This window comes from Limoniibacter endophyticus (assembly GCF_014652835.1).
Lineage (GTDB): Bacteria > Pseudomonadota > Alphaproteobacteria > Rhizobiales > Rhizobiaceae > Limoniibacter > Limoniibacter endophyticus.
The window spans coordinates 294,565-312,925 of the sequence record NZ_BMZO01000003.1; the positions used below are offsets into that span (position 1 = coordinate 294,565).

At 57.6% G+C, this 18,361-nt stretch carries 18 protein-coding genes and 1 tRNA gene; 6 read left to right on the forward strand and 13 right to left on the reverse strand.

The window, feature by feature from the left end; translation table 11 throughout:
• Positions 1 to 214: 214 nt before the first annotated feature.
• Together IE151_RS06035 and IE151_RS06040 are read left to right on the forward strand one after the other, a co-directional pair.
• Positions 215 to 291 (forward strand) — tRNA-His (locus IE151_RS06035).
• Positions 292 to 636: 345 nt separating this feature from the next.
• Positions 637 to 819: a Flp family type IVb pilin gene (locus IE151_RS06040; protein ID WP_189488913.1), complete on the forward strand. Its 183-nt coding sequence runs from the start codon at positions 637 to 639 to the stop codon at positions 817 to 819.
• Positions 820 to 1,036: 217 nt separating this feature from the next.
• Here the strand turns inward: IE151_RS06040 and xseA are convergent, their stop codons facing one another.
• From xseA to IE151_RS06060, 4 genes are all read right to left on the reverse strand, one after another.
• Positions 1,037 to 2,455 (reverse strand): exodeoxyribonuclease VII large subunit, encoded by a 1,419-nt coding sequence (gene xseA, locus IE151_RS06045; protein WP_189488914.1) that lies wholly within the window; start codon positions 2,453 to 2,455, stop codon positions 1,037 to 1,039.
• A gap of 244 nt (positions 2,456 to 2,699) precedes the next feature.
• The gene (locus tag IE151_RS06050) at positions 2,700 to 3,638 is read right to left on the reverse strand and encodes a DUF937 domain-containing protein (RefSeq protein ID WP_189488915.1); all 939 of its coding nucleotides are present in this window, start codon (positions 3,636 to 3,638) and stop codon (positions 2,700 to 2,702) included.
• A 154-nt stretch (positions 3,639 to 3,792) separates the two neighbouring features.
• A complete protein-coding gene (locus tag IE151_RS06055) occupies positions 3,793 to 5,166 on the reverse strand; it encodes a glutamate--cysteine ligase (protein WP_189488917.1) in 1,374 nt (457 codons plus the stop codon).
• Between the two features lie 130 nt (positions 5,167 to 5,296).
• Positions 5,297 to 6,037, reverse strand: a complete 741-nt coding sequence (locus IE151_RS06060; protein WP_189489067.1) for a 16S rRNA (uracil(1498)-N(3))-methyltransferase — start codon at positions 6,035 to 6,037, stop codon at positions 5,297 to 5,299.
• 248 nt (positions 6,038 to 6,285) lie between these two features.
• Here IE151_RS06060 and IE151_RS17815 point away from each other — a divergent pair, with 248 nt between their 5' ends.
• On the forward strand, positions 6,286 to 6,417 hold the full coding sequence (locus IE151_RS17815) for a hypothetical protein (RefSeq protein WP_280517236.1): 132 nt from the start codon (positions 6,286 to 6,288) through the stop codon (positions 6,415 to 6,417).
• Here IE151_RS17815 and IE151_RS06065 read toward each other — a convergent pair.
• The 5 genes from IE151_RS06065 to IE151_RS06085 all read right to left on the reverse strand — a co-directional run bounded on the left by IE151_RS06065 (position 6,414) and on the right by IE151_RS06085 (position 11,277).
• On the reverse strand, positions 6,414 to 7,169 hold the full coding sequence (locus IE151_RS06065; RefSeq protein WP_189488919.1) for a metallophosphoesterase: 756 nt from the start codon (positions 7,167 to 7,169) through the stop codon (positions 6,414 to 6,416). The genes IE151_RS17815 and IE151_RS06065 overlap by 4 nt on opposite strands.
• Before the next feature lie 55 nt (positions 7,170 to 7,224).
• Positions 7,225 to 7,926 (reverse strand): ATP phosphoribosyltransferase, encoded by a 702-nt coding sequence (gene hisG, locus IE151_RS06070; RefSeq protein WP_189488921.1) that lies wholly within the window; start codon positions 7,924 to 7,926, stop codon positions 7,225 to 7,227.
• Positions 7,923 to 9,050 (reverse strand): ATP phosphoribosyltransferase regulatory subunit, encoded by a 1,128-nt coding sequence (locus tag IE151_RS06075; protein WP_189488923.1) that lies wholly within the window; start codon positions 9,048 to 9,050, stop codon positions 7,923 to 7,925. The genes hisG and IE151_RS06075 overlap by 4 nt, the downstream gene beginning before the upstream one ends.
• A 3-nt stretch (positions 9,051 to 9,053) precedes the next feature.
• A complete protein-coding gene (gene hisS, locus IE151_RS06080) occupies positions 9,054 to 10,532 on the reverse strand; it encodes a histidine--tRNA ligase (protein WP_189488925.1) in 1,479 nt (492 codons plus the stop codon).
• A gap of 106 nt (positions 10,533 to 10,638) precedes the next feature.
• Positions 10,639 to 11,277, reverse strand: a complete 639-nt coding sequence (locus tag IE151_RS06085; protein ID WP_189488927.1) for a DNA-3-methyladenine glycosylase I — start codon at positions 11,275 to 11,277, stop codon at positions 10,639 to 10,641.
• Between the two features lie 179 nt (positions 11,278 to 11,456).
• Here IE151_RS06085 and IE151_RS06090 point away from each other — a divergent pair, with 179 nt between their 5' ends.
• On the forward strand, positions 11,457 to 12,278 hold the full coding sequence (locus IE151_RS06090; protein WP_189488929.1) for a L,D-transpeptidase: 822 nt from the start codon (positions 11,457 to 11,459) through the stop codon (positions 12,276 to 12,278).
• Positions 12,279 to 12,682: 404 nt separating this feature from the next.
• Here IE151_RS06090 and IE151_RS06095 read toward each other — a convergent pair whose 3' ends face one another.
• Together IE151_RS06095 and fumC are read right to left on the reverse strand one after the other, a co-directional pair.
• A complete protein-coding gene (locus IE151_RS06095) occupies positions 12,683 to 13,099 on the reverse strand; it encodes a DoxX family protein (RefSeq protein ID WP_244636624.1) in 417 nt (138 codons plus the stop codon).
• 164 nt (positions 13,100 to 13,263) lie between these two features.
• On the reverse strand, positions 13,264 to 14,655 hold the full coding sequence (gene fumC / locus IE151_RS06100) for a class II fumarate hydratase (RefSeq protein WP_189489069.1): 1,392 nt from the start codon (positions 14,653 to 14,655) through the stop codon (positions 13,264 to 13,266).
• A 240-nt stretch (positions 14,656 to 14,895) separates the two neighbouring features.
• On the opposite strand from fumC, the gene IE151_RS06105 reads away from it, so the two are divergent.
• Positions 14,896 to 15,603, forward strand: coding sequence for a glutathione binding-like protein (locus tag IE151_RS06105; RefSeq protein ID WP_189488930.1), 708 nt, complete (start codon positions 14,896 to 14,898; stop codon positions 15,601 to 15,603).
• 48 nt (positions 15,604 to 15,651) lie between these two features.
• Here the strand turns inward: IE151_RS06105 and IE151_RS06110 are convergent, their stop codons facing one another.
• Entirely contained in the window at positions 15,652 to 16,437 is a 786-nt protein-coding gene (locus IE151_RS06110) for a sulfite exporter TauE/SafE family protein (RefSeq protein ID WP_189489070.1), read from the reverse strand.
• A 37-nt stretch (positions 16,438 to 16,474) separates the two neighbouring features.
• The gene (locus tag IE151_RS06115; protein ID WP_189489071.1) at positions 16,475 to 17,401 is read right to left on the reverse strand and encodes a LysR family transcriptional regulator; all 927 of its coding nucleotides are present in this window, start codon (positions 17,399 to 17,401) and stop codon (positions 16,475 to 16,477) included.
• A 97-nt stretch (positions 17,402 to 17,498) separates the two neighbouring features.
• Here IE151_RS06115 and IE151_RS06120 point away from each other — a divergent pair, with 97 nt between their 5' ends.
• Positions 17,499 to 18,236 (forward strand): sulfite exporter TauE/SafE family protein, encoded by a 738-nt coding sequence (locus IE151_RS06120; RefSeq protein ID WP_189488931.1) that lies wholly within the window; start codon positions 17,499 to 17,501, stop codon positions 18,234 to 18,236.
• Positions 18,237 to 18,361: the final 125 nt, after the last annotated feature.

Below are 18,361 nucleotides of genomic sequence, written 5' to 3' on the forward strand. Positions count from 1 at the left end.
ATGCGTCTGGTAAACTGATCTTTTTCGATGCCATTGGTTAATCTGTTGCTACAATTTTAATTATTTTTTAGATTCTTGATCGTCCCTTGCTCAGGGATTTCCCGCCTTTCGAAATTGCCTCGGAAGCGACCATTGACGTGAATTTTTTGCCGGTTGATGGAAATTGGGGTTGAAATGAAACGCGGTTCGCCGTAAACGCTCCAAATCCTGATGTGCGGTTGTAGCTCAGTTGGTTAGAGCGCAGGTTTGTGGCACCTGAGGTCGGTGGTTCGACCCCACTCAACCGTACCATTCCCTTCTCCCAGTAAGTTCATATGTCACTCGGACTTGCGGGGAGATGGGAAACATCTCCAGGAACTTCTCTTCGCGAACTCATCGTCTTTTCGGGATCCTCATCTGCCCTTGCCGTGCTCGTGAAGGAGTGGCGATTATTTCAGTGAAAGCTTACATAAGTAAAATTTAATGTAATTATATACAACGCCGACTTATCGCGTTGTATGTAAGGGAAACTGTTCTTTCTAATAAAAATATCTGTGAAAGAAATAATTCACCAATATAATTCACTTGTTTGAAAACTGTGGCTCATACATTCAGGCCGTCAACACGAAACGACCCGAAGGGTGGGGGCCTACATAAATGAACTTCTTACAGAAATTTCTCAAGGATGAGTCTGGTGCAACGGCAATCGAGTACGGCCTGATCGCTGCGCTCGTCAGCGTTGCCATTATCGGCGCCGTCACAACACTTGGCGATAAACTTGGCGAAACATTTGGGTTCATTAGTGATGAACTCGGCAAGGCACCGACAAAGACACCGTAAATTCTTTTGTCGGACAGGAACATAAGGGGCCGGTTTGCCGGCCCTTTATTCCGGATATATAAATGTATTATTTCCCGTAAGATTTTTCTGCTGTTCAGCCGGATCGCGTTTTGTCCTTCTTATTGCGATCGTCAGGGCCAAAGACCACCTTCCCCGCCCGAAAAAGGGCTACGATCATGAAAGCTCATATTGCCGTGGGTCTGCGGAAAGTGAAGAGCTAGAACAGTTCTTCCTGCGTACTGGTTCGGCTGCGTAACGTCTTCTTCTTCGGTTTTTGCTGCGGCGCAGTTCCGTTTTGCGCAATTGCATCCAGCGAGCCTTGCGCTAGCGTAATAGTCAATGACTGGCCTGGCTGCACGGTTTCCGCATTGCGAAGAACAGTACCATGTTCATCTGTCACCAGGGCAAAGCCGCGGGCCAGAATCGCTTTGTGCGACAGCGTGGCGAGAAGACGGGCGGCGCGTTCAAGTCGGGATTGGTCGCGTTCCAGCTTAAGACGGATTGCGCGGTCCCGCTGTGCGGCCGTCCGATCGAGGCTACGCCGTGCGTCTTGTGTTCGCTGCACGAGACGCGCGGGCGTGAGACGAATTGCGGAGAGATGCGCGCGCTTTCGCTCGGTCGAAACAACGAGAGCGCGTGACAAGCGTCCGGATGCCTCGTCGAAGCGGCGTCGTACCAGGCCAAGCAATGCATCGGGCGAGGGGAGAGCGCGTGCTGCGGCGCGCGTTGCTTGGCGTTTTCGGTCGAGTTGGCGGGAGGTTCCATTGGAAAGGCGCGCGCTAAGCGAGGCGAGTCCGGCTTCGAGTTCAGCCTTCACCGGTACGGCCATTTCGGCAGCGCCAGTTGGCGTTGGCGCGCGCCGGTCCGCAACATGGTCGATCAACGTCCAGTCCGTTTCGTGGCCGACTGCCGAGATTACTGGAATTGTCGAGGCCGCAACCGCACGGACGACCGCCTCCTCATTGAAACCCCACAGATCTTCAAGACTGCCGCCACCGCGGGCCACGATCAGAAGGTCGGGTCGGCTGGCTTCAGCCATTGCATTAAAGCCCGCAATGGCTGCGGAAACCTCCGATCCGCACGTCTCGCCCTGTACGCGCACCGGCCAGACAAGCACATGCACGGGGAAACGATCGCGCACCCGGTGCAGGATATCGCGAATCACCGCGCCGGTCGGCGAGGTGACCACCCCGATGGTTCTCGGCAGGTAGGGCAGCGCACGCTTGCGCGCCTCCTCGAAGAGCCCCTCCGTCGCAAGCTTCTTGCGTCGCTCCTCAAGCAAGAGCATCAGTGCGCCTGCGCCAGCCGGCTCCAGCGTGTCGATAACAATCTGGTACTTAGACGATCCGGGATAGGTGGTGAGCTTGCCCTGTGCGACCACCTCCATGCCTTCTTCGGGCGCAAAGCGCAGTTTGCTCATCGTGCCCCGCCAGATCACAGCTTCCATGCGGGCGCGATCATCCTTCAGGGCGAAATATGCGTGCCCGGACGAATGCGGACCGCGATAGCCCGATATCTCGCCGCGTACGCGCACATTGCCAAAGACATCCTCAACGGTGCGTTTCAATGCACCGGAAATTTCGCTGACGGTGAATTCGGTCGCGTTCGTATTGGTGGGAGTGGACGATTCGCTCATGAGGCGATTGGTGCAGCTAAAAATGTCGAAAGCAAGAGCCTGAATGGATCAAGGCAAAAGCCTCCACTGGCCTAATCAATAAGAGATGAAAATCATTTGGATGTGAACTATAAGGGTTTTATACGCTCTGCCGGAACTCCGTCATGCGTTTCCAGATTGCGAGGAGTAGCTCCGTAAGGTTCCCCTTTGCTCCTCGCCTTCCTGCCCGGTCCCTTCGACCGGGCATTTTTTTGTCGAAGCCCGGTCAGCGTTTCATGAACTGATCAAAAATCGACTTCATGACATCGCCGGTGTCAACGTTGCTGTTGCTTTGCGTCCCCGTTGTTCCGGGCTGAAACATCTTGCCGAGAATCTCGCCAAGTGGATTGTCGGGTGCGCTCTGCGACGTCTGGCCACTCGGCGCATGGGAGTCTGGTTGGTGATACTCGGGTTGCTGCGCAGCGCCGGTTGCCGCGCCCCCCTTGCTGCCCAGGAAGCTGTCGAAGATATTACCGAGCGCGTTGTCGCCCCCTGGCCGGGGAGCGCTGCCGTTCTGTGAAGGTGCCCGTCCCGCGCCGGCTCCCTGGAGCAAGCCGCCCAACAGATCGCCAAGTCCACCGCCACCACGTGAGGAGGACGGGGCGGCGCTGCCGCCTCCCAGGATGCTGCCGAGAATATCGCCGAGGCCGCCACCGCCACCGGCACGGCCTTGTCCTGCGGAGATCTGCTCGAAGATCTGGCCGAGGATGCCGCCATCCTGTCCGGCGGAAGCTCCTTGGACTTGTCCTGTCGACTGCTTGAACAGGCCTCCCATCACCATGGCTGCCAACGCCGGCAGAAGTTGCTTGATGATATTGGCGTCGATACCTGTTGCCTTGGAGGCTTCGGCTGCAACCGCACGACTCAAATCCTTTGACCCGAACAGATGGCCCAATATGCCGTTGCCTTCGGCCTTTCCTTGCGCGGAAAGGGCTTGCGCCGGATCATCAAAATATTTTGCATGCTTCCCATCGGAAAGGGCCTCGAGAAAGTTCGCGGCGCCCTGCGGGCTAGCGGCGTTTCTGGCCAGGCCTTGGCTGAGGGCAGGCAGAACCGCTTCGATCACCTGCTGCGTCTCGCCCTGGGAAAGGCCGTATTGCTGGGAAATTTGCTGGACGTTCTTGCCGCCATCGGCCTTGATGATGAGATCTGACAAAGAAAACATGACGAGTATCCCCTGTTTCTGCAAGCCGATAGTGGCAAGCGCAGTACCGGGTGTGATCATCTTCTCAAAAAAGAGATGCCGCAAGTGAAATGCGGCATCTCGCGGCGGTTGTTCTGCGTGCAACGTTTAGAATGTCTTGCGGCTACCTACTGAATCAGAAGGCTTGTTCCAGAAACAGCGGATCGATCGAGTTGCCCCAGCGCAGGTGGTAGGCGGTAAGCAATTCCTCCGACAGCGTTGTGCCACGCGCCACAACCTCTTCCAGTGGTGACAGGAAGTGTGTTTCGTCGAAGCCTTCCGAATTTGTACGGTTACGGTTTTTCAAACCCAGGCGGGAAATGGCAAGGGTCTCGCGAGCGAGTTCACGCATGGTTGTATTGCGGAATGCAGTCGCCAGAGCCTTCACAGGCACCGTGTCGCGCATTGCCTGTACTTCCTCAAAGGTCCAGTCGCGTGTCAGTTGTTCGGCGGCATCGAGCGCGGCTTCGTCATAAAGCAGTCCCACCCAGAAAGCCGGAAGCGCGCAGATACGCCGCCACGGCCCGCCATCTGCACCGCGCATTTCAAGAAATTTCTTCAAGCGTACATCGGGAAAGAGTGTGGAGAGGTGGTTTGTCCAGTCACCCAGGGTTGGTTGCCAGTGAGTAAACTCGCCCTTTGCCTTACCGTCCATGAACTGACGGAAGGTCATATGCGTCATGTCGATGTAGTGGCCGTCGCGTATGACAAAATACATAGGCACATCGAGCGCCCATTCTGCATAATCGGCAAAGCCGAAATTTTCCGAGAATGCGAATGGTAGCAAGCCGGAGCGCTGGTTATCAGTGTCTCGCCAGATTTCGCCACGCCAGGAAAGCAGCCCGTTCGGCTGTCCGTCGGTAAAGGGCGAGCTGGCGAAGAGAGCCGTCGCCAAGGGCTGAAGCTTCAGCGAAACCTGCATCTTTCGACGCATGTCGGTTTCGGATGAGAAGTCGAGATTGACCTGGATCGTAGATGTCCGAAACATCATGTCCAACCCGTGGCTTCCAACCTTAGGCATATAATTCTTCATGATCGCATAGCGCGATTTCGGCATTTGCGGCGTTTCCGCAAAGGTCCATTTGGGACTGCCGCCAAGCCCGAGGAAGCGAATGCCGAGCGGTTCGGCAATCTCGCGTAGCTGGGAAAGATGGGCGTTGCCCTCACGGCAGGTCTGGTGGATCGTTTCGAGCGGAGCGCCGGAAAGCTCGAACTGGCCGCCGGGTTCCAGCGAAATGGCGCCCTGTCCTGTAGGTTCGACCAGTCCGATGATATTGCCGGCATCCATGATTGGATCCCAGCCGAGCGTCTTCTGCATGCCTTCAAGCAGCGCTTTGATGGAACGCTCCCCTTCATAGGGCACTGGCGCATTACCATCGACGAAAAACGGGAACTTTTCGTGTTCCGTGCCGATGCGCCACTCCTCCTTCGGTTTGTTGCCGCGCACGAAATAGCCGACCATTTCGTCGAAACTTTCGATCGGTCTTTCGTCAGTCGTATCGCGCGCCATGGCGGTCTCCGGAAGCACTCATGAGTTCAATGTCGCAGCTTGATGGCCAAGCTCCGGCATCCTCGCAAGCAAAAAATGATGATCATTCCTCAACGCGCGTTGAAAACGCGATCTGCTGAGTGTTCAAGAATCAGGATTTCCAGTCTCCCGCCACAGCTTGGAGTACTGCCATCGCAGCCACGGCTGCCGTATCGGCACGCAGGATTCGCGGGCCTAGCGGGATGGGGGTAACGAAGGCCGCGGCTCGCAGCATCTCGCGCTCGGCGGCGGAAAATCCGCCTTCGGGACCAATGATCAGCCCGAGTTTTTCTCGGGTGAGCTTTGAGAGCGCAGGCAGAGGATCATCGCCCTCCGCCGCTTCGTCACAGAAGATCAGCGCACGTTCCGGGTCCCACTCAACGAGCAACGCATCAAGCTTCATCGGCTGGCGCACCTCCGGCAATGACAGGATGCCGCATTGTTCCGCTGCCTCAACAGCATTTGCCTTCAGCTTGTCGATTTGAAGCCGGTGATTCTGAACATGTTGGGTGATGACGGGAATCAGCGTCCCCGCCCCCATTTCCACAGCCTTCTGTATCATATAGTCGAGCCGCCCGACCTTGAGCGGGGCAAAGCAGTAGATAAGATCGCTTGGAGGCGACTGCGGGCGTTCCCGGTTCGTTGCACGCAGAGAGACGCCTTTTTTGGTGATCTTCTCCACAACGGCGCGCCATTCGCCGTCCCGTCCGTTGAAGACGAGAAGCTCCGTACCTTCTGCGTAGCGCAGCACATGCGCCAGATAGTGGCTCTGCTGATGATCTGCCTGCAAGGATGCACCCTCATGGAGAGGGGAATCGATGAATAGGCGCTGCATTTTATAGTTGGCTCTCATGCGCACAGAGATGAAATGCGCAGCCTTTCGGGTCAAGCACTTCGAAGCTTCAAGTTGCAAAAACATCACTTGAAAAGAAACTCATGAATTAAACCGACGCGGGGGCTTTCGCCATCAGCAGCGTCCGTCTAGAGAGAGCGCGACCTGTCAAAGGCGGGTTCGAACGGGAACCCCTTAGGCTGTTAAATATTATGGTAACAGTCTGTTGCAAAAATGGCAGGCAGGAAGGCCAAAAAGAGATGTCCGCAATGAAGACCACGCTTCTGTCGCTATTCTTGCTGTCGGGCATCGCTGCCTGGGGAACCGCCATCTATACGGCGCATGCAGGTTCGGATCATGCTGTGGTGGTTGACGGCTACGGTGTCTCCGCGGCACACTAAGCCTCGCCGGCTTGAATAATTTTCTTTTCCGGACCATCGATTACAAGCGCGGAAAGTACGCCGCGTTTCCAAGCATGTGTGTCCAGGTTGACGCGGTTCGGCAGCATTTCGACCTGCTTCGTCGGTGTGTGTCCGTGGACGATCACCTTAGGGTGCAGTCCGTCGCAATCGAGGAATAGTTTCCTGATCCACAAAAGGTCGTCGTGCTCCTGGTTTTCCAGCGCGACCGTGGGGTCGATGCCTGCATGGCAGAAGAAAAAATCTCCTGCCACATAGCGATCCGGCATGTTACGCAACAATTCGACATGCTCAGGCGGAATTGCCTCGCAAAGCGCCTGATGCCCACGGGCCAGTGAAAGCGGATCGGTAAAATCGATTTCGATTCCGTAGGAACGTGCGGTGGCATCGCCGCCGTTCAGCGCAAACAATCCTTCGCCACTCGGATGATCGAGGAACTCGACCATCGCCGCGTCATGATTGCCGCAGAGGATATGAATATCCGGAGCTGCGCGAAGTTGCGACAAGCGCTCCAGGACCTGGCGCGACTGCGGCCCGCGATCAACATAGTCTCCGAGGAAGATGATTTCGCGCCTGCTGGCTCCGCGTTCGGCAAAATCCAGCGCGATAGAGCGCTCCATGGCCTGCATCAGGTCGTAGCGACCGTGAATATCGCCAATGGCATAGAGGACGCAGTTCTCTGGACCGCGTGCTTGCGAAAGAGAGATCTGGTGAGTGTGCGCGCTATCGTTCATCGGTTGATGAGTACACAATGCAGGCATCGCCGCAACTGGTTTTGACGTAAAGACGCTAGGCCAGATTAGCCCTTACCTTCTCGGCGACTTCGCTTAGCAGCGCCGCATCTTCACCCGAACGTTCTCTGCGCGAGGAAATGAGGCAGGCCTGCGAACGCAGTATCACACCGTCGCGAAGAACCTTGAGATGATTGGCCGTGAGCGTTGCGCCGGAGGAGGTGATATCGACGATGACGTCCGCCATGCCTGCTGCCGGAGCACCTTCGGTAGCGCCGAGGCTTTCAACGATGCGATAGACCTGAATGCCGTGTTTGCCGGAGAGGAATTGCTGTGTCAGGCGCCAATATTTGGTGGCGATGCGCAGGCGGCGATCGTGACGCTGACGGAACTCGGCCGCGACATCGTCAAGGTCGGCCATGGTTTCCACGTCCAGCCAGACATCCGGTACAGCCAGCACAACATCGGCGTGTCCGAAGCCGAGCGGCGTTTCGATCACGCACCGCTGATCCGCGTCGGCGAGCTTCTCACGCAGCAGATCTTCGCCGGTGACACCAAGATCGACTTTTCCGGCGCCCAGTTCGCCGGCAATTTCGGAAGCGGAGAGAAACGCGATTTCGATATCGTCTCGGCCTTCGACCGTGGCGCTATATTTGCGCTGGTCTTCCGGGAGGCGTATGACAAAGCCGCTTGCAGCCAAGATTTCAAGCGTGCGTTCCTTCAGGCGCCCCTTGGAGGGCAGGGCGATAGTAATGCTCATTTGCCTGTTTCTCCAGCCAGCGCCTCGACCCGATCGAGCCAGACCGAGAAACCGACGCCTGGAATTTCCTCGCGCGCGCCGAGCAGTGTCAGAAGCCTGTCATAGCGACCGCCACCAGCCAGAACAGCCTTGCCGCCGCGCGGAGCGATCTCGAAGACGAGACCCGTATAATAGTCGAGTGGACGACCGAAACCTGCATCGTAGATAAGAGCATCACGCTTCAAGCCGTGACGCTCCATTGCCTTGATGCGGGTTTCGAACATTTCGAATGCGCCGTTCAGCACTAGTCCGGCCTTTCCGGCAAAATCGGCAATGGCATTCGTGGCTTCGCCAAGCGGGGCTTTCAAGGACAGAAAATCCTTCAGCGCCTGCATCTGGCTTTCGCCGAGTTGCACTTTCTCCAGCGCAAGCTTCTCGCTCAGGCGTGTGGCGATCTCCTGCGGACTGCGCCCGAGGCTTGGGGAGAGGCCAGTCTCCGCCATGCGTTTCTCGATATGAGCGATAAGCGCGTCCTTAGTGCTTGCAACCCGCGCTGTTTCCGCATCAAGCGTGGTGCGTGCGCCATTGTCAGCCAGATCGTTCAGCGACTGTGAAAGCAGATCGGGCGATCCGAAAGCGCGTGCGAGGCGCTTTTGCCAGCCGCGCGGAAGGCCAAGGCCTTCGAGCACAGCTTCGAAAATCGCCTGATCGCCAAAGGTTACCGTAAGTGGAACTTTCGGCAGGAGGCGCGAAACTAGCTGATGCGCATCCGCAATGGAGCGAGCATCGGCCGCTGCTCGATCCGTTTCGCCGAGATCCTCGATCCCCGCCTGGAAAAAGGCGCTGCCGCCGGTACGACGCTGGCGGAAGACTTCTCCCAGATAGGCATAGCGCAACGGCGTTCCCGCCTGCTTGGCAATATGGTCGCGGCAGACTGGTATTGTAAACTCAGGGCGCAGGCAAAGCGTCTCGCCTGTTTCGCTTTCAGTCAGGAAAATGCGTGAACGCAAATCCTCACCGGCCATGTCGAGAAAAGGATCGGCAGGCTGCAAAATGTCGATCTCGACGGTTTTTGCCTCACGCTCTGCAAAAAGCGCATAAATTTCCGAAGCGATCTTGGGAAAACGTCGTTCGACCGGCTGCATATCTCAACCCTTCGACTGCATGCGATCGGCAGCCTGGGCATCCAGCATGTTGCGCACTTCGGCGACCAGATCGGTTTCCTTGATTACTTTCTGCGCAGGGCGGCTTTCGCGCCAGGTCTGATTGTCCTCGATCTCGGCGGAAAGGCGCGCGCCTTCAATCATGTCCTTGATCTGCACTTCGTCATTGGCGCGTTCGTCGCCGCCCTGGATAATGACGACAGGTGAACCGCGACGATCGGCGTATTTCAACTGGTTGCCGAACTTCTTCCAGTTGCCCTGGTACATCTCAGAGCGAATACCGGCATTGCGCAACTCCTGTGTGAAGCGCTGGTAGCGCCCCATAGCGTCCGTATCGCCATCCATGACGGTGACGAGGACCGGGGCGACGACTTCTTCCGTGCCGAGCTTGCCGAGGTTCTTCAGTGCTGTCATCAGCCGGGAAACGCCGATGGAAAAGCCAGTTGCCGGAACAGGCTGACCACGGAAACGCGAAACGAGGCCGTCATAGCGCCCACCGCCGCCGACCGACCCGAACACGACCTTCTCGCCTTTCTCGTTCGTCACGTCGAAAGTGAGTTCTGCCTCGAAAACGGGGCCGGTGTAATATTCGAGACCACGAATGACGGAGGGGTCGATTCTGATGCGATCTTCGCCATATCCAGCAGCGCGCGCCATGTTCTCGATCGTCGAAAGCTCTGCAATGCCTTGCGCATAGAGATCGCCCGACCGTGAGACGTTGCCGGACTGGAGATAATTGATCAGAAACTCGATCTGGTCGGGGTTCAGTCCGGCACCCTTTGTAAAGTCGCCGGACTCGTCCTTGCGACCTTGGCCGAGCAGGAGACGCACTCCCTCGAAACCGAACTTGTCGAGCTTGTCGATGGCCCGCAGCACGCCCAGCCGTCGCTCGACATTTTCGTCTCCGCCGAGATCAGCTGCTTCCATTACGCCGTCGACAACCTTGCGATTGTTGACCCGGATCACATAATCGCCGCGCCTGATGCCGAGTGCTTCCATCGTATCAGCCATCATCATGCACATTTCAGCATCCGCAGAAACGGAAGGTGCGCCGACCGTATCGGCGTCGAACTGCATGAACTGGCGGAAGCGGCCGGGCCCCGGTTTCTCGTTGCGGAAAACGTAACCGGCGCGATAGGTGCGGTAGGGCAGCTGGATTTCGTTGAAATTCTCGGCGACATGACGCGCAAGCGGCGCGGTCAGGTCGTAGCGCAGGCTCATCCACTGCTCGTCATCGTCCTGGAAGGAAAAGACGCCGGCGTTCGGACGATCCTGATCGGGCAGGAACTTGCCCAGTGCGTCGGTGTATTCGATCAGCGGCGTTTCCACGGGGTCGAAGCCGTAACGCTCATAGACCTCGCGGATTTTCGCGGTCATTTCGTGGACGGCGCGGATATCCGCAGCTTCCCGATCCACAAACCCGCGCGGCAGGCGCGCCTTCATTTTTTCCGACTTGGCCGACATGCTCAAAAATACCGTTCATTGATGGACGCGCGACAGGCTCGCGCATGGTGCCGGTTTCGTAACCGATGAAGCCATTTGCGGCAAGCGTTTCGGGAATTTTCCCTTCTCAAACCGGCCGCTTTGCCGCCTGCCGTTCCTTCTCGACTTCGTTGCGCAGATGGCAGCCTTCTATATGGTCGTTGACGAGGCCCATGGCCTGCATGAAGGCATAGACAGTGGTGGGACCGACGAAGCTCCAGCCGCGCTTCTTCAAGTCTTTGGAAATCGCCGTGGAAATTTCTGTCTTCGGCATGGCGATTAGCGTTTCATAGTCGCATAGCTGAGGGCGTTCATGTGCCTTTGGCTCGAAATTCCAGAAATAGGCGGCGAGAGAGCCTTTCTCAGCGATAAGTTCCTGCGCGCGTTTCGCATTGTTGATGGCGGAACGAATCTTGCCGCCGTGGCGCACAATGCCCGTATCGTTCAGCATCCGCGCCACGTCATCCTCGGTAAAAGCGGCCACCCTATCGATCTCGAAACCGGCGAAAGCAGCCCTAAAATTCTCGCGCTTGCGCAGGATTGTGATCCAGGAAAGGCCCGATTGAAAGCCTTCCAGGCACAGCTTTTCGAACAGACGCGTGTCGTTTGTGACCGGACGGCCCCATTCATTGTCATGATAGGCCTGATAGAACGGATCGGACCCGCACCAGAAGCAACGGCATTTACCCGTCTCGTCTCGAATCAGTCCTTTGGCCAACTCGCTCATTTTTCCACCCCCACCACGCTTGTAACGCCGCGTTTACCAGATTCGCAGACCGCTCGGTAACCATTGTTCGGGATTTGTTTCAAAACGGGCGCAACGAATTCAGCTTCTTTACCATTTCCTTGCGGTTACAAGGTTGAATTTGAGATAATCGGTTTCTGTTTCGAGGGGGCATCGTCAGCATGATCCGCAAGCTTTTCCTCGTGCTGGTTGCTATGAGCGCCATCACGGCACCGTCCTATGCGCAAAGTCGTTATCAGGAACGTCCACCGGCTGTCGTCAGCCCCGATCTTGCCGCACCCTGGGTTGCCCAGGTCAATCGTCGTCCGATCGGGCGCCAGGTGCGGGACGAGACACGCTATTACCAGCAGGACCCGCGCTATTATCAGCCGGCGCCGCGCGAATATGAACGCTATCCGCGCCAGCAAGAGCACCGCGTCTATCGCGAAGAACGTCGTGCGGGGCGTGAACGACAACCTGCCACGCGCTCTGTCCCGCAGATGGCGGCAGCACCATCGGCCATGCGCCGGCCGATCACGCCGCAGATCGACCCGATCTATCTGCCGCAGCAGGTCGCCTATCAAAGCAAATATAAAAAGGGCACGATCGTCATCGATACCAGACGGAATTTCCTCTATCTGGTGGAGGGCAACGGGCAAGCGCGCCGCTACGGGGTCGGCACCGGCAAGCCCGGTTTCGAATGGGCAGGCACCCACAAGGTGACGGCGAAGAAGGAATGGCCGGATTGGCGCCCGCCTGCTGAAATGATCAAGCGCGAGAAAGCCAAGGGCCGCATTCTGCCGGCACACATGCCAGGCGGCGAGGCCAATCCGCTTGGCGCCCGCGCTCTTTATCTCGGATCCACGCTTTATCGCATCCACGGCACCAATCAGCCTTGGACTATCGGCCAGGCGGTTTCCTCGGGCTGCATCCGTATGCGCAATGAAGATGTCATCGAGTTGTATAATCGTGTGCCCGTCGGCGCGAGCGTTGTCGTCATCTAGGCGCTCGACACACGGCTGCGCGACCCTCGCTATACGAGGAGAGGTCGCGTAGCCGTTAAACCGACCGAGCGGTGCACTGTTGCACATTACCAACACATGCCGAGGAAGCACGTGCAGGGGAGGCCGCGCCCCTTGCGACTCTGTCGCGATCGGGTACTCTCTTGGACAAGGGAAATCTAACCGGTTTCGAATGCGGGCCAAGCGCCTTCATCTGCAAACGGTTATAGCGGGGGACATGCAAGCGCCTCTTCTTTTGAAGAAGGCTGCTTGTACCGAAGCGTCGCTGAACCCTGGGGGATGATGCGGCCGCTTCGACCGCTAAGGAAAAGGCAGCGACGAGGGGTCGCTGCCTTTTCCGTTTCTGCGCTATAGAAGGACAGCGGTTCTTCCGCTCCCTTTTTGCCTCACGCCAAGCTTTTCTTTTTGCCCAGCATGGCATCGACTGACAAAGCGCCGGGACCGAATACGGCAAGTACCAGAAGACCACCCGCAATCGCGAAGTTCTTCAAGAGCGCTTGCTGGTTCATCATCACCAGGACAGGGTTGTCTCCGCCTTGGCCGTAATGGCCGATAAAGGCAGCCGCCACCGAGAAGACGGCAATGGTGAAGGCGGCCCAGTGCGTCTTGAAGCCGACAAGAATGGCAAGGCCACCGAAGAACTCGAGCAGGCCGGAAAGTACAGTCAGAACCGCTGGAGCCGGAAGCCCGAGACTTTCGAAATAGCCGGCGGTCCCGGAAATCGCCGTGAGCTTGGCCCAACCGGCAGTGATGAAGATGATGGACAGCAGAGCACGTCCAAGAAGCAGAAGAGCATTGTTCACGACGGATAACCTCGCATTGATGATGGAGGTAATTTAGCGGAAGGAACTCGTCAACGATAGAGCTTGTTTTGACGACTTATTGTTCCATAAAGGTGAACAATAAGTCTCGGCCTCCCTCTCGAGGCAAGCCCCCCACCTCGTAAAGGGAGGGGCTTGAAGCGGCGTTAGCTCGGTGAGATCATCTTTTCCGGTCTGACAAATTCGTCGAATTCTTCATTCGTCAGATATCCACCGCCGACGGCTTCCTCGCGGAGAGTCGTGCCGTTCCTGTGCGCCGTCTTGGCAATTTTAGCGCAGGCATCATAGCCCAGCCTGCCGTTGAGCGCAGTCACAAGCATGAGCGAGTTTTCCAGGCCGCGCTTGATATTGTCCTCGCGGGGTTCGATGCCCACGACGCAATTATCGGTAAACGAGATTGCCGCATCGGCCATCAGGCGCACCGATTGCAGGAAGTTATACGCCATGACCGGGTTGAACACATTGAGTTCGAAATGGCCCTGGCTGCCAGCGAAGGTGAGCGCTGCATGGTTGCCGAACACTTGCACGCATACTTGCGTTAGCGCTTCGCATTGGGTGGGATTGACCTTGCCCGGCATGATTGAGGAACCGGGTTCGTTTTCTGGTAGGGCCAATTCACCCAGCCCCGAACGCGGGCCGGAGCCAAGGAAGCGAATATCATTGGCGATCTTGAAAAGCGAAGCGGCGACAGTGTTGATCGCACCATGCGAAAAGACCATCGCGTCATGTGCCGCAAGCGCCTCGAACTTGTTCGGCGCCGTGGTGAAAGGCAGGCCTGTGATGGCGGCGATCTTGTCGGCGACGCCTTCGGCAAATCCAATCGGCGCATTCAGGCCGGTGCCAACGGCGGTGCCGCCCTGCGCCAGTTGCATCAGCTTCTCAAGCGTCTGCTCGATGCGCTGGATGCCGTTCTCGACTTGCTGCGTATAGCCGGAAAACTCCTGGCCGAGCGTTAGCGGAGTGGCGTCCTGGGTATGCGTGCGACCGATCTTGATGATGCCCTTCCAGGCATTGGCCTTGTCGTTGAGCGCATTGCGCAGTTTCTGGAGTGCCGGGATCAGGCGATGCACGACTTCTTCCGCACAGGCCACATGCATGGCCGTCGGATAGGTGTCGTTCGAGGACTGGCTCATATTGACGTGGTCGTTCGGATGAACGGGCTTCTTGGAACCCATTTCGCCGCCCAGTATCTCGATGGCGCGGTTCGAGATCACTTCGTTGGCATTCATGTTCGACTGTGTGCCGGAACCGGTCTGCCAGACGACGAGCGGGAAGTGCGCGTCGAGCTTGCCTTCGATCACTTCATTGGCGGCCTGCACAATGGCGTCGGCGAGCTTGGAGTCCAGCTTGCCCAGGTCGCGATTGGTTTCGGCGGCTGCACGCTTGACGATGCCGAGGGCGCGAACGATTGGCAGCGGTTGCTTTTCCCAACCGATCTTGAAATTGCCTAGGCTGCGTTGCGCCTGCGCGCCCCAGTAACGATCGGCAGGGACTTTGATCGGGCCAAAAGTATCGGTTTCGGTGCGGTTTGCGGCCATATCGCTCATGCTCCTTCAAAAGCGTTGCCCTTTCGGGCTGAAACTTGTTCCGCCTATGGCGACGATCCGCCGCGGACGCGCCTTGTATGGGACGGGGAGGGCCTGTTTGTCCACTCTCAAAAAGTCTGTTCACTCCTTCAAAACGATTGAACCCCCTGTCAGCTTTGAAGGACTTATCAAAGGGCCTGCGGATTCCTATTGTCTTGGAAATGTAAACCCAAGACCGTTGAAGGATCGACCATGGCAGACCTGTCCGCATTTCCGATCACCAGCCGCTGGCCGGCGCAGAATCCCGACATCATCCAGCTCTATTCATTGGCGACGCCGAACGGCGTGAAGGTGTCGATTGCGCTGGAAGAGCTTGGCCTGCCGTACGAGACGCATAAGATCGACATCGGCACGGATGTGCAGAAGACGCCCGAATTCCTGTCTCTCAACCCCAATGGACGCATTCCGGCGTTGATCGACCCGAACGGTCCTGGCGGCAAGCCTATCGGTCTGTTCGAATCCGGCGCGATCCTGGTTTACCTGGCCGAGAAGACCGGTAAACTTCTTCCCACCGACCCGCGTGCGCGCTACGATGCGCTCTGCTGGCTGTTCTTCCAGATGGGTGGCGTCGGCCCCATGTTCGGCCAGTTCGGTCACTTCTTCAAATATGCTGCCGACAAGGTGGCCAATAATCCTTATCCGGAAGAGCGCTATCGCAACGAGGCGCGCCGTCTGCTCGGTGTTTTGGAAACGCAGCTTGAAAAAACCAGATGGCTGGCGGGCGAAGATTACTCGATCGCCGATATCGCGACCTTCCCGTGGGTGCGTGGTCTCGACATCTTCTATGGCGCTAAGGACCATCTGAAGCTTGCAGAGTTTCCGAAGGTTGCGGCCTGGGTGGAGGCCGCCATGGCGCGCCCGGCGAGCGAGAAGGGCTTCAACGTCCCGCCTCGGACTTGATCTTTGGCATGGCATCGTGCCTTCAAACGGCTGTTGGCTGGCTGGCGCTCAGCCGGCGGGTGCGATGCCCACCAGTTGCAGGGTCTGCCAGCCAGCCAGCAGCACAATTAGCGTGCCGACGAGGCGCAAGAGGATTTTCTCCCTCAACCAGCGCACCATGAAGCCTGCCAGTGGCGCAGCAAACACACCGCCGGCGATCAGGCCGAGTACAGCCCAAAGGTGGTCCGTTAATTCTCCGGCCTCTTCCCAGTGCCCGGTTAGCATGGCAATGAGGAAGCTTATAGAAACCGCCGTCGTGATGAGGAATTCAGCTGCATTGACGCTGCCGATGACATAGCGCGGTGCACCACCTGCGCCGAGCAGTCCGGTGGTGACGATCGGTCCCCAGCCGCCGCCGCCCGCCGCGTCGAGAAACCCTCCGGCCGCTCCCAGCGGAGCCACAATGGAGTGGTTGATGCTCTTGCTGGGGATTTTGCGAAACGAGCGAAACAACAGCCACATACCAACCAGAAACAGATAGGCCGTGACGTAAGGCTTGATAAATCCGCCGTCGAAGGAGGTCAGTACATAGGCACCTGCGCAGCCGCCCAGGATGCCGAAAGGTGCCAGACGCCAGAACAGTTTCCAGTCGATATTGCGATGATAGAGATGCGCCGAACCCGAGGCGGCGGTGGTGAACATTTCTGCTGCATGGACGGAAGCCGATGCATGGGCGGGGCTGACGCCGAATGCGAGAAGCACGGTCGATGATATGACTCCGTAGGCCATGCCCAGCGCACCGTCGACCATCTGAGCCATGAAGCCGACCATGAGAAACAGCAGAAAATCTTCCATCATGCCTCCGTTTTCATCACAAAGCGCCGTGCGTCATTCATGGCGCAAACGGCGCTGGTTTTCTATCTGCCGCGTTGTTTTTCAAGGATGCATCCTTGAAAAACATCTCCAGGTCCTGAAAAAGAATGCGGGCTTGCGGCGAAAGTTCATCGCGGCTACGCACGCAAAGCAGGAGCCTTCGCTTTGCCCACGCCTCATCGAGCAATATCGTCCTGGCCCCTTGTGCTGCGCGCTCAGGAACGACTGCTATTCCAACTGCGTGACGCACCATTTCGATCATGCCGGAAAAGACGGGAAGCCGGACGCGGAAGGCTAGGCTTTTGCCGAGCCGGTCTGCCTGAACCCCGAGATAATCCTGAAGAGCGCTCCCTGGCGACATGCCGATCATGGACTCCGAAAGAATCTCATCGAACGCGACGCTTGCACGCTCGGAAAGGCGATGACCGTCGGGCACGGCGACGACCAGTTGATCCGCCGCAAACGGTGCCGTCTCCAGGCCCTCGACATCGCTGGCGTCCGAGACGATGCCGATGTCGGCCAGTCCATGGCGGATAGCTTTCACGATATCGCTACTTTGGCGCTCCTTCAGGTCGATATCGATGTGGGAGTGCTTCTGCAGGAATGGCGCGAGTGCTTGTGGCAGGAATTCACTGACGGCGGCGGTGTTCGCAAGCAGGGTGATCTGGGCCTTCAGTCCCTTGGCGAAATCGCCAAGCTCGCCGCGCATCTGTTGCATCTGCTTCAGCACGATCCGCGCATGATGCACGACAGCTTCGCCCGCCGGTGTCGGCGCAACTCCGCGTCTTCCCCGTTTCAGAAGCGGCACGCCGATGATTTCCTCCATGCCGCGCAGGCGTGCGCTGGCGGATGGAAGCGCCAGGTGGGCTCGTTCGGCTCCGTGCGTGATGCTGCCAGCTTCGACGACGGCCACGAATAGATGAAGGTCGGTCAGGTCAAAACGCATAGCCAAGGATAGCGCGTTGCAGGCTTCGTGTCATCCGAAGGCTGGCGCTTGAAAAGCCGCATTGTGCCGGCCTCACGAGGGTGGTGAAGATGGAGAAATGGATCATTCCCTTATTGCCATTATCACTGTGACATTTGCGCTGGCCGGTTTCGTCAAGGGCGTGACCGGCATGGGGCTGCCGACGGTTGCCATGGGAGTACTGGGCGCGCTCATTTCTCCCGTTATGGCCGCGTCTCTGCTTCTTGTGCCTTCATTCGTCACCAATGTCTGGCAGCTTCTCACTGGCCGCAATCCCGCAAGCTTGTATTTGCGTTTCTGGCCAATGATGCTGGCGATATTTGTCACGACGATTCTTGCATCTTCCTTTCTGTCTACCGGGCATGAATGGACGCGTATGGCGCTAGGCGTCGTTCTCATCCTCTATGCCCTCTTCACCCTCGTTGCTCCGCAACTGCATATTCCATCGGATGCCGAAACTCTGCTCGGGCCGCTTACAGGGATGGTAACAGGAATGATCACTGGAGCGACGGGCGTCTTCGTCATACCTGCGGTCCCATATCTGCAATCTCTGGGCCTCGCGAAAGACGATCTGGTGCAAGCACTGGGGCTTTCCTTCACCGTGTCGACCATTGCCCTGGCAATTGGTTTGACGGGAAGCGGGGCTTTTCTTCCCGACGCATTATGGGTTTCGGTTCTGGCGGTGATACCGGCTCTGATCGGCATGTGGGGCGGTCAGCGGATGCGCAATCGCATCAGCCCGCAAACTTTTCGCAAGGCCTTTCTTATCTGCTTGCTTCTGCTCGGTTGCGAGCTGGCCTTGCGTCCGTTGCTTTAGGCTGGACTGCAAGACAAAGGCGTCCTGGCTCCAACCAGCGCGTTGACATGCCATTCGCCAACCTCCATCCATCGTCCGTCGCATATGCAAGCAGGAGATGAGGCGTGTCTGCAATCGCCCCGGAA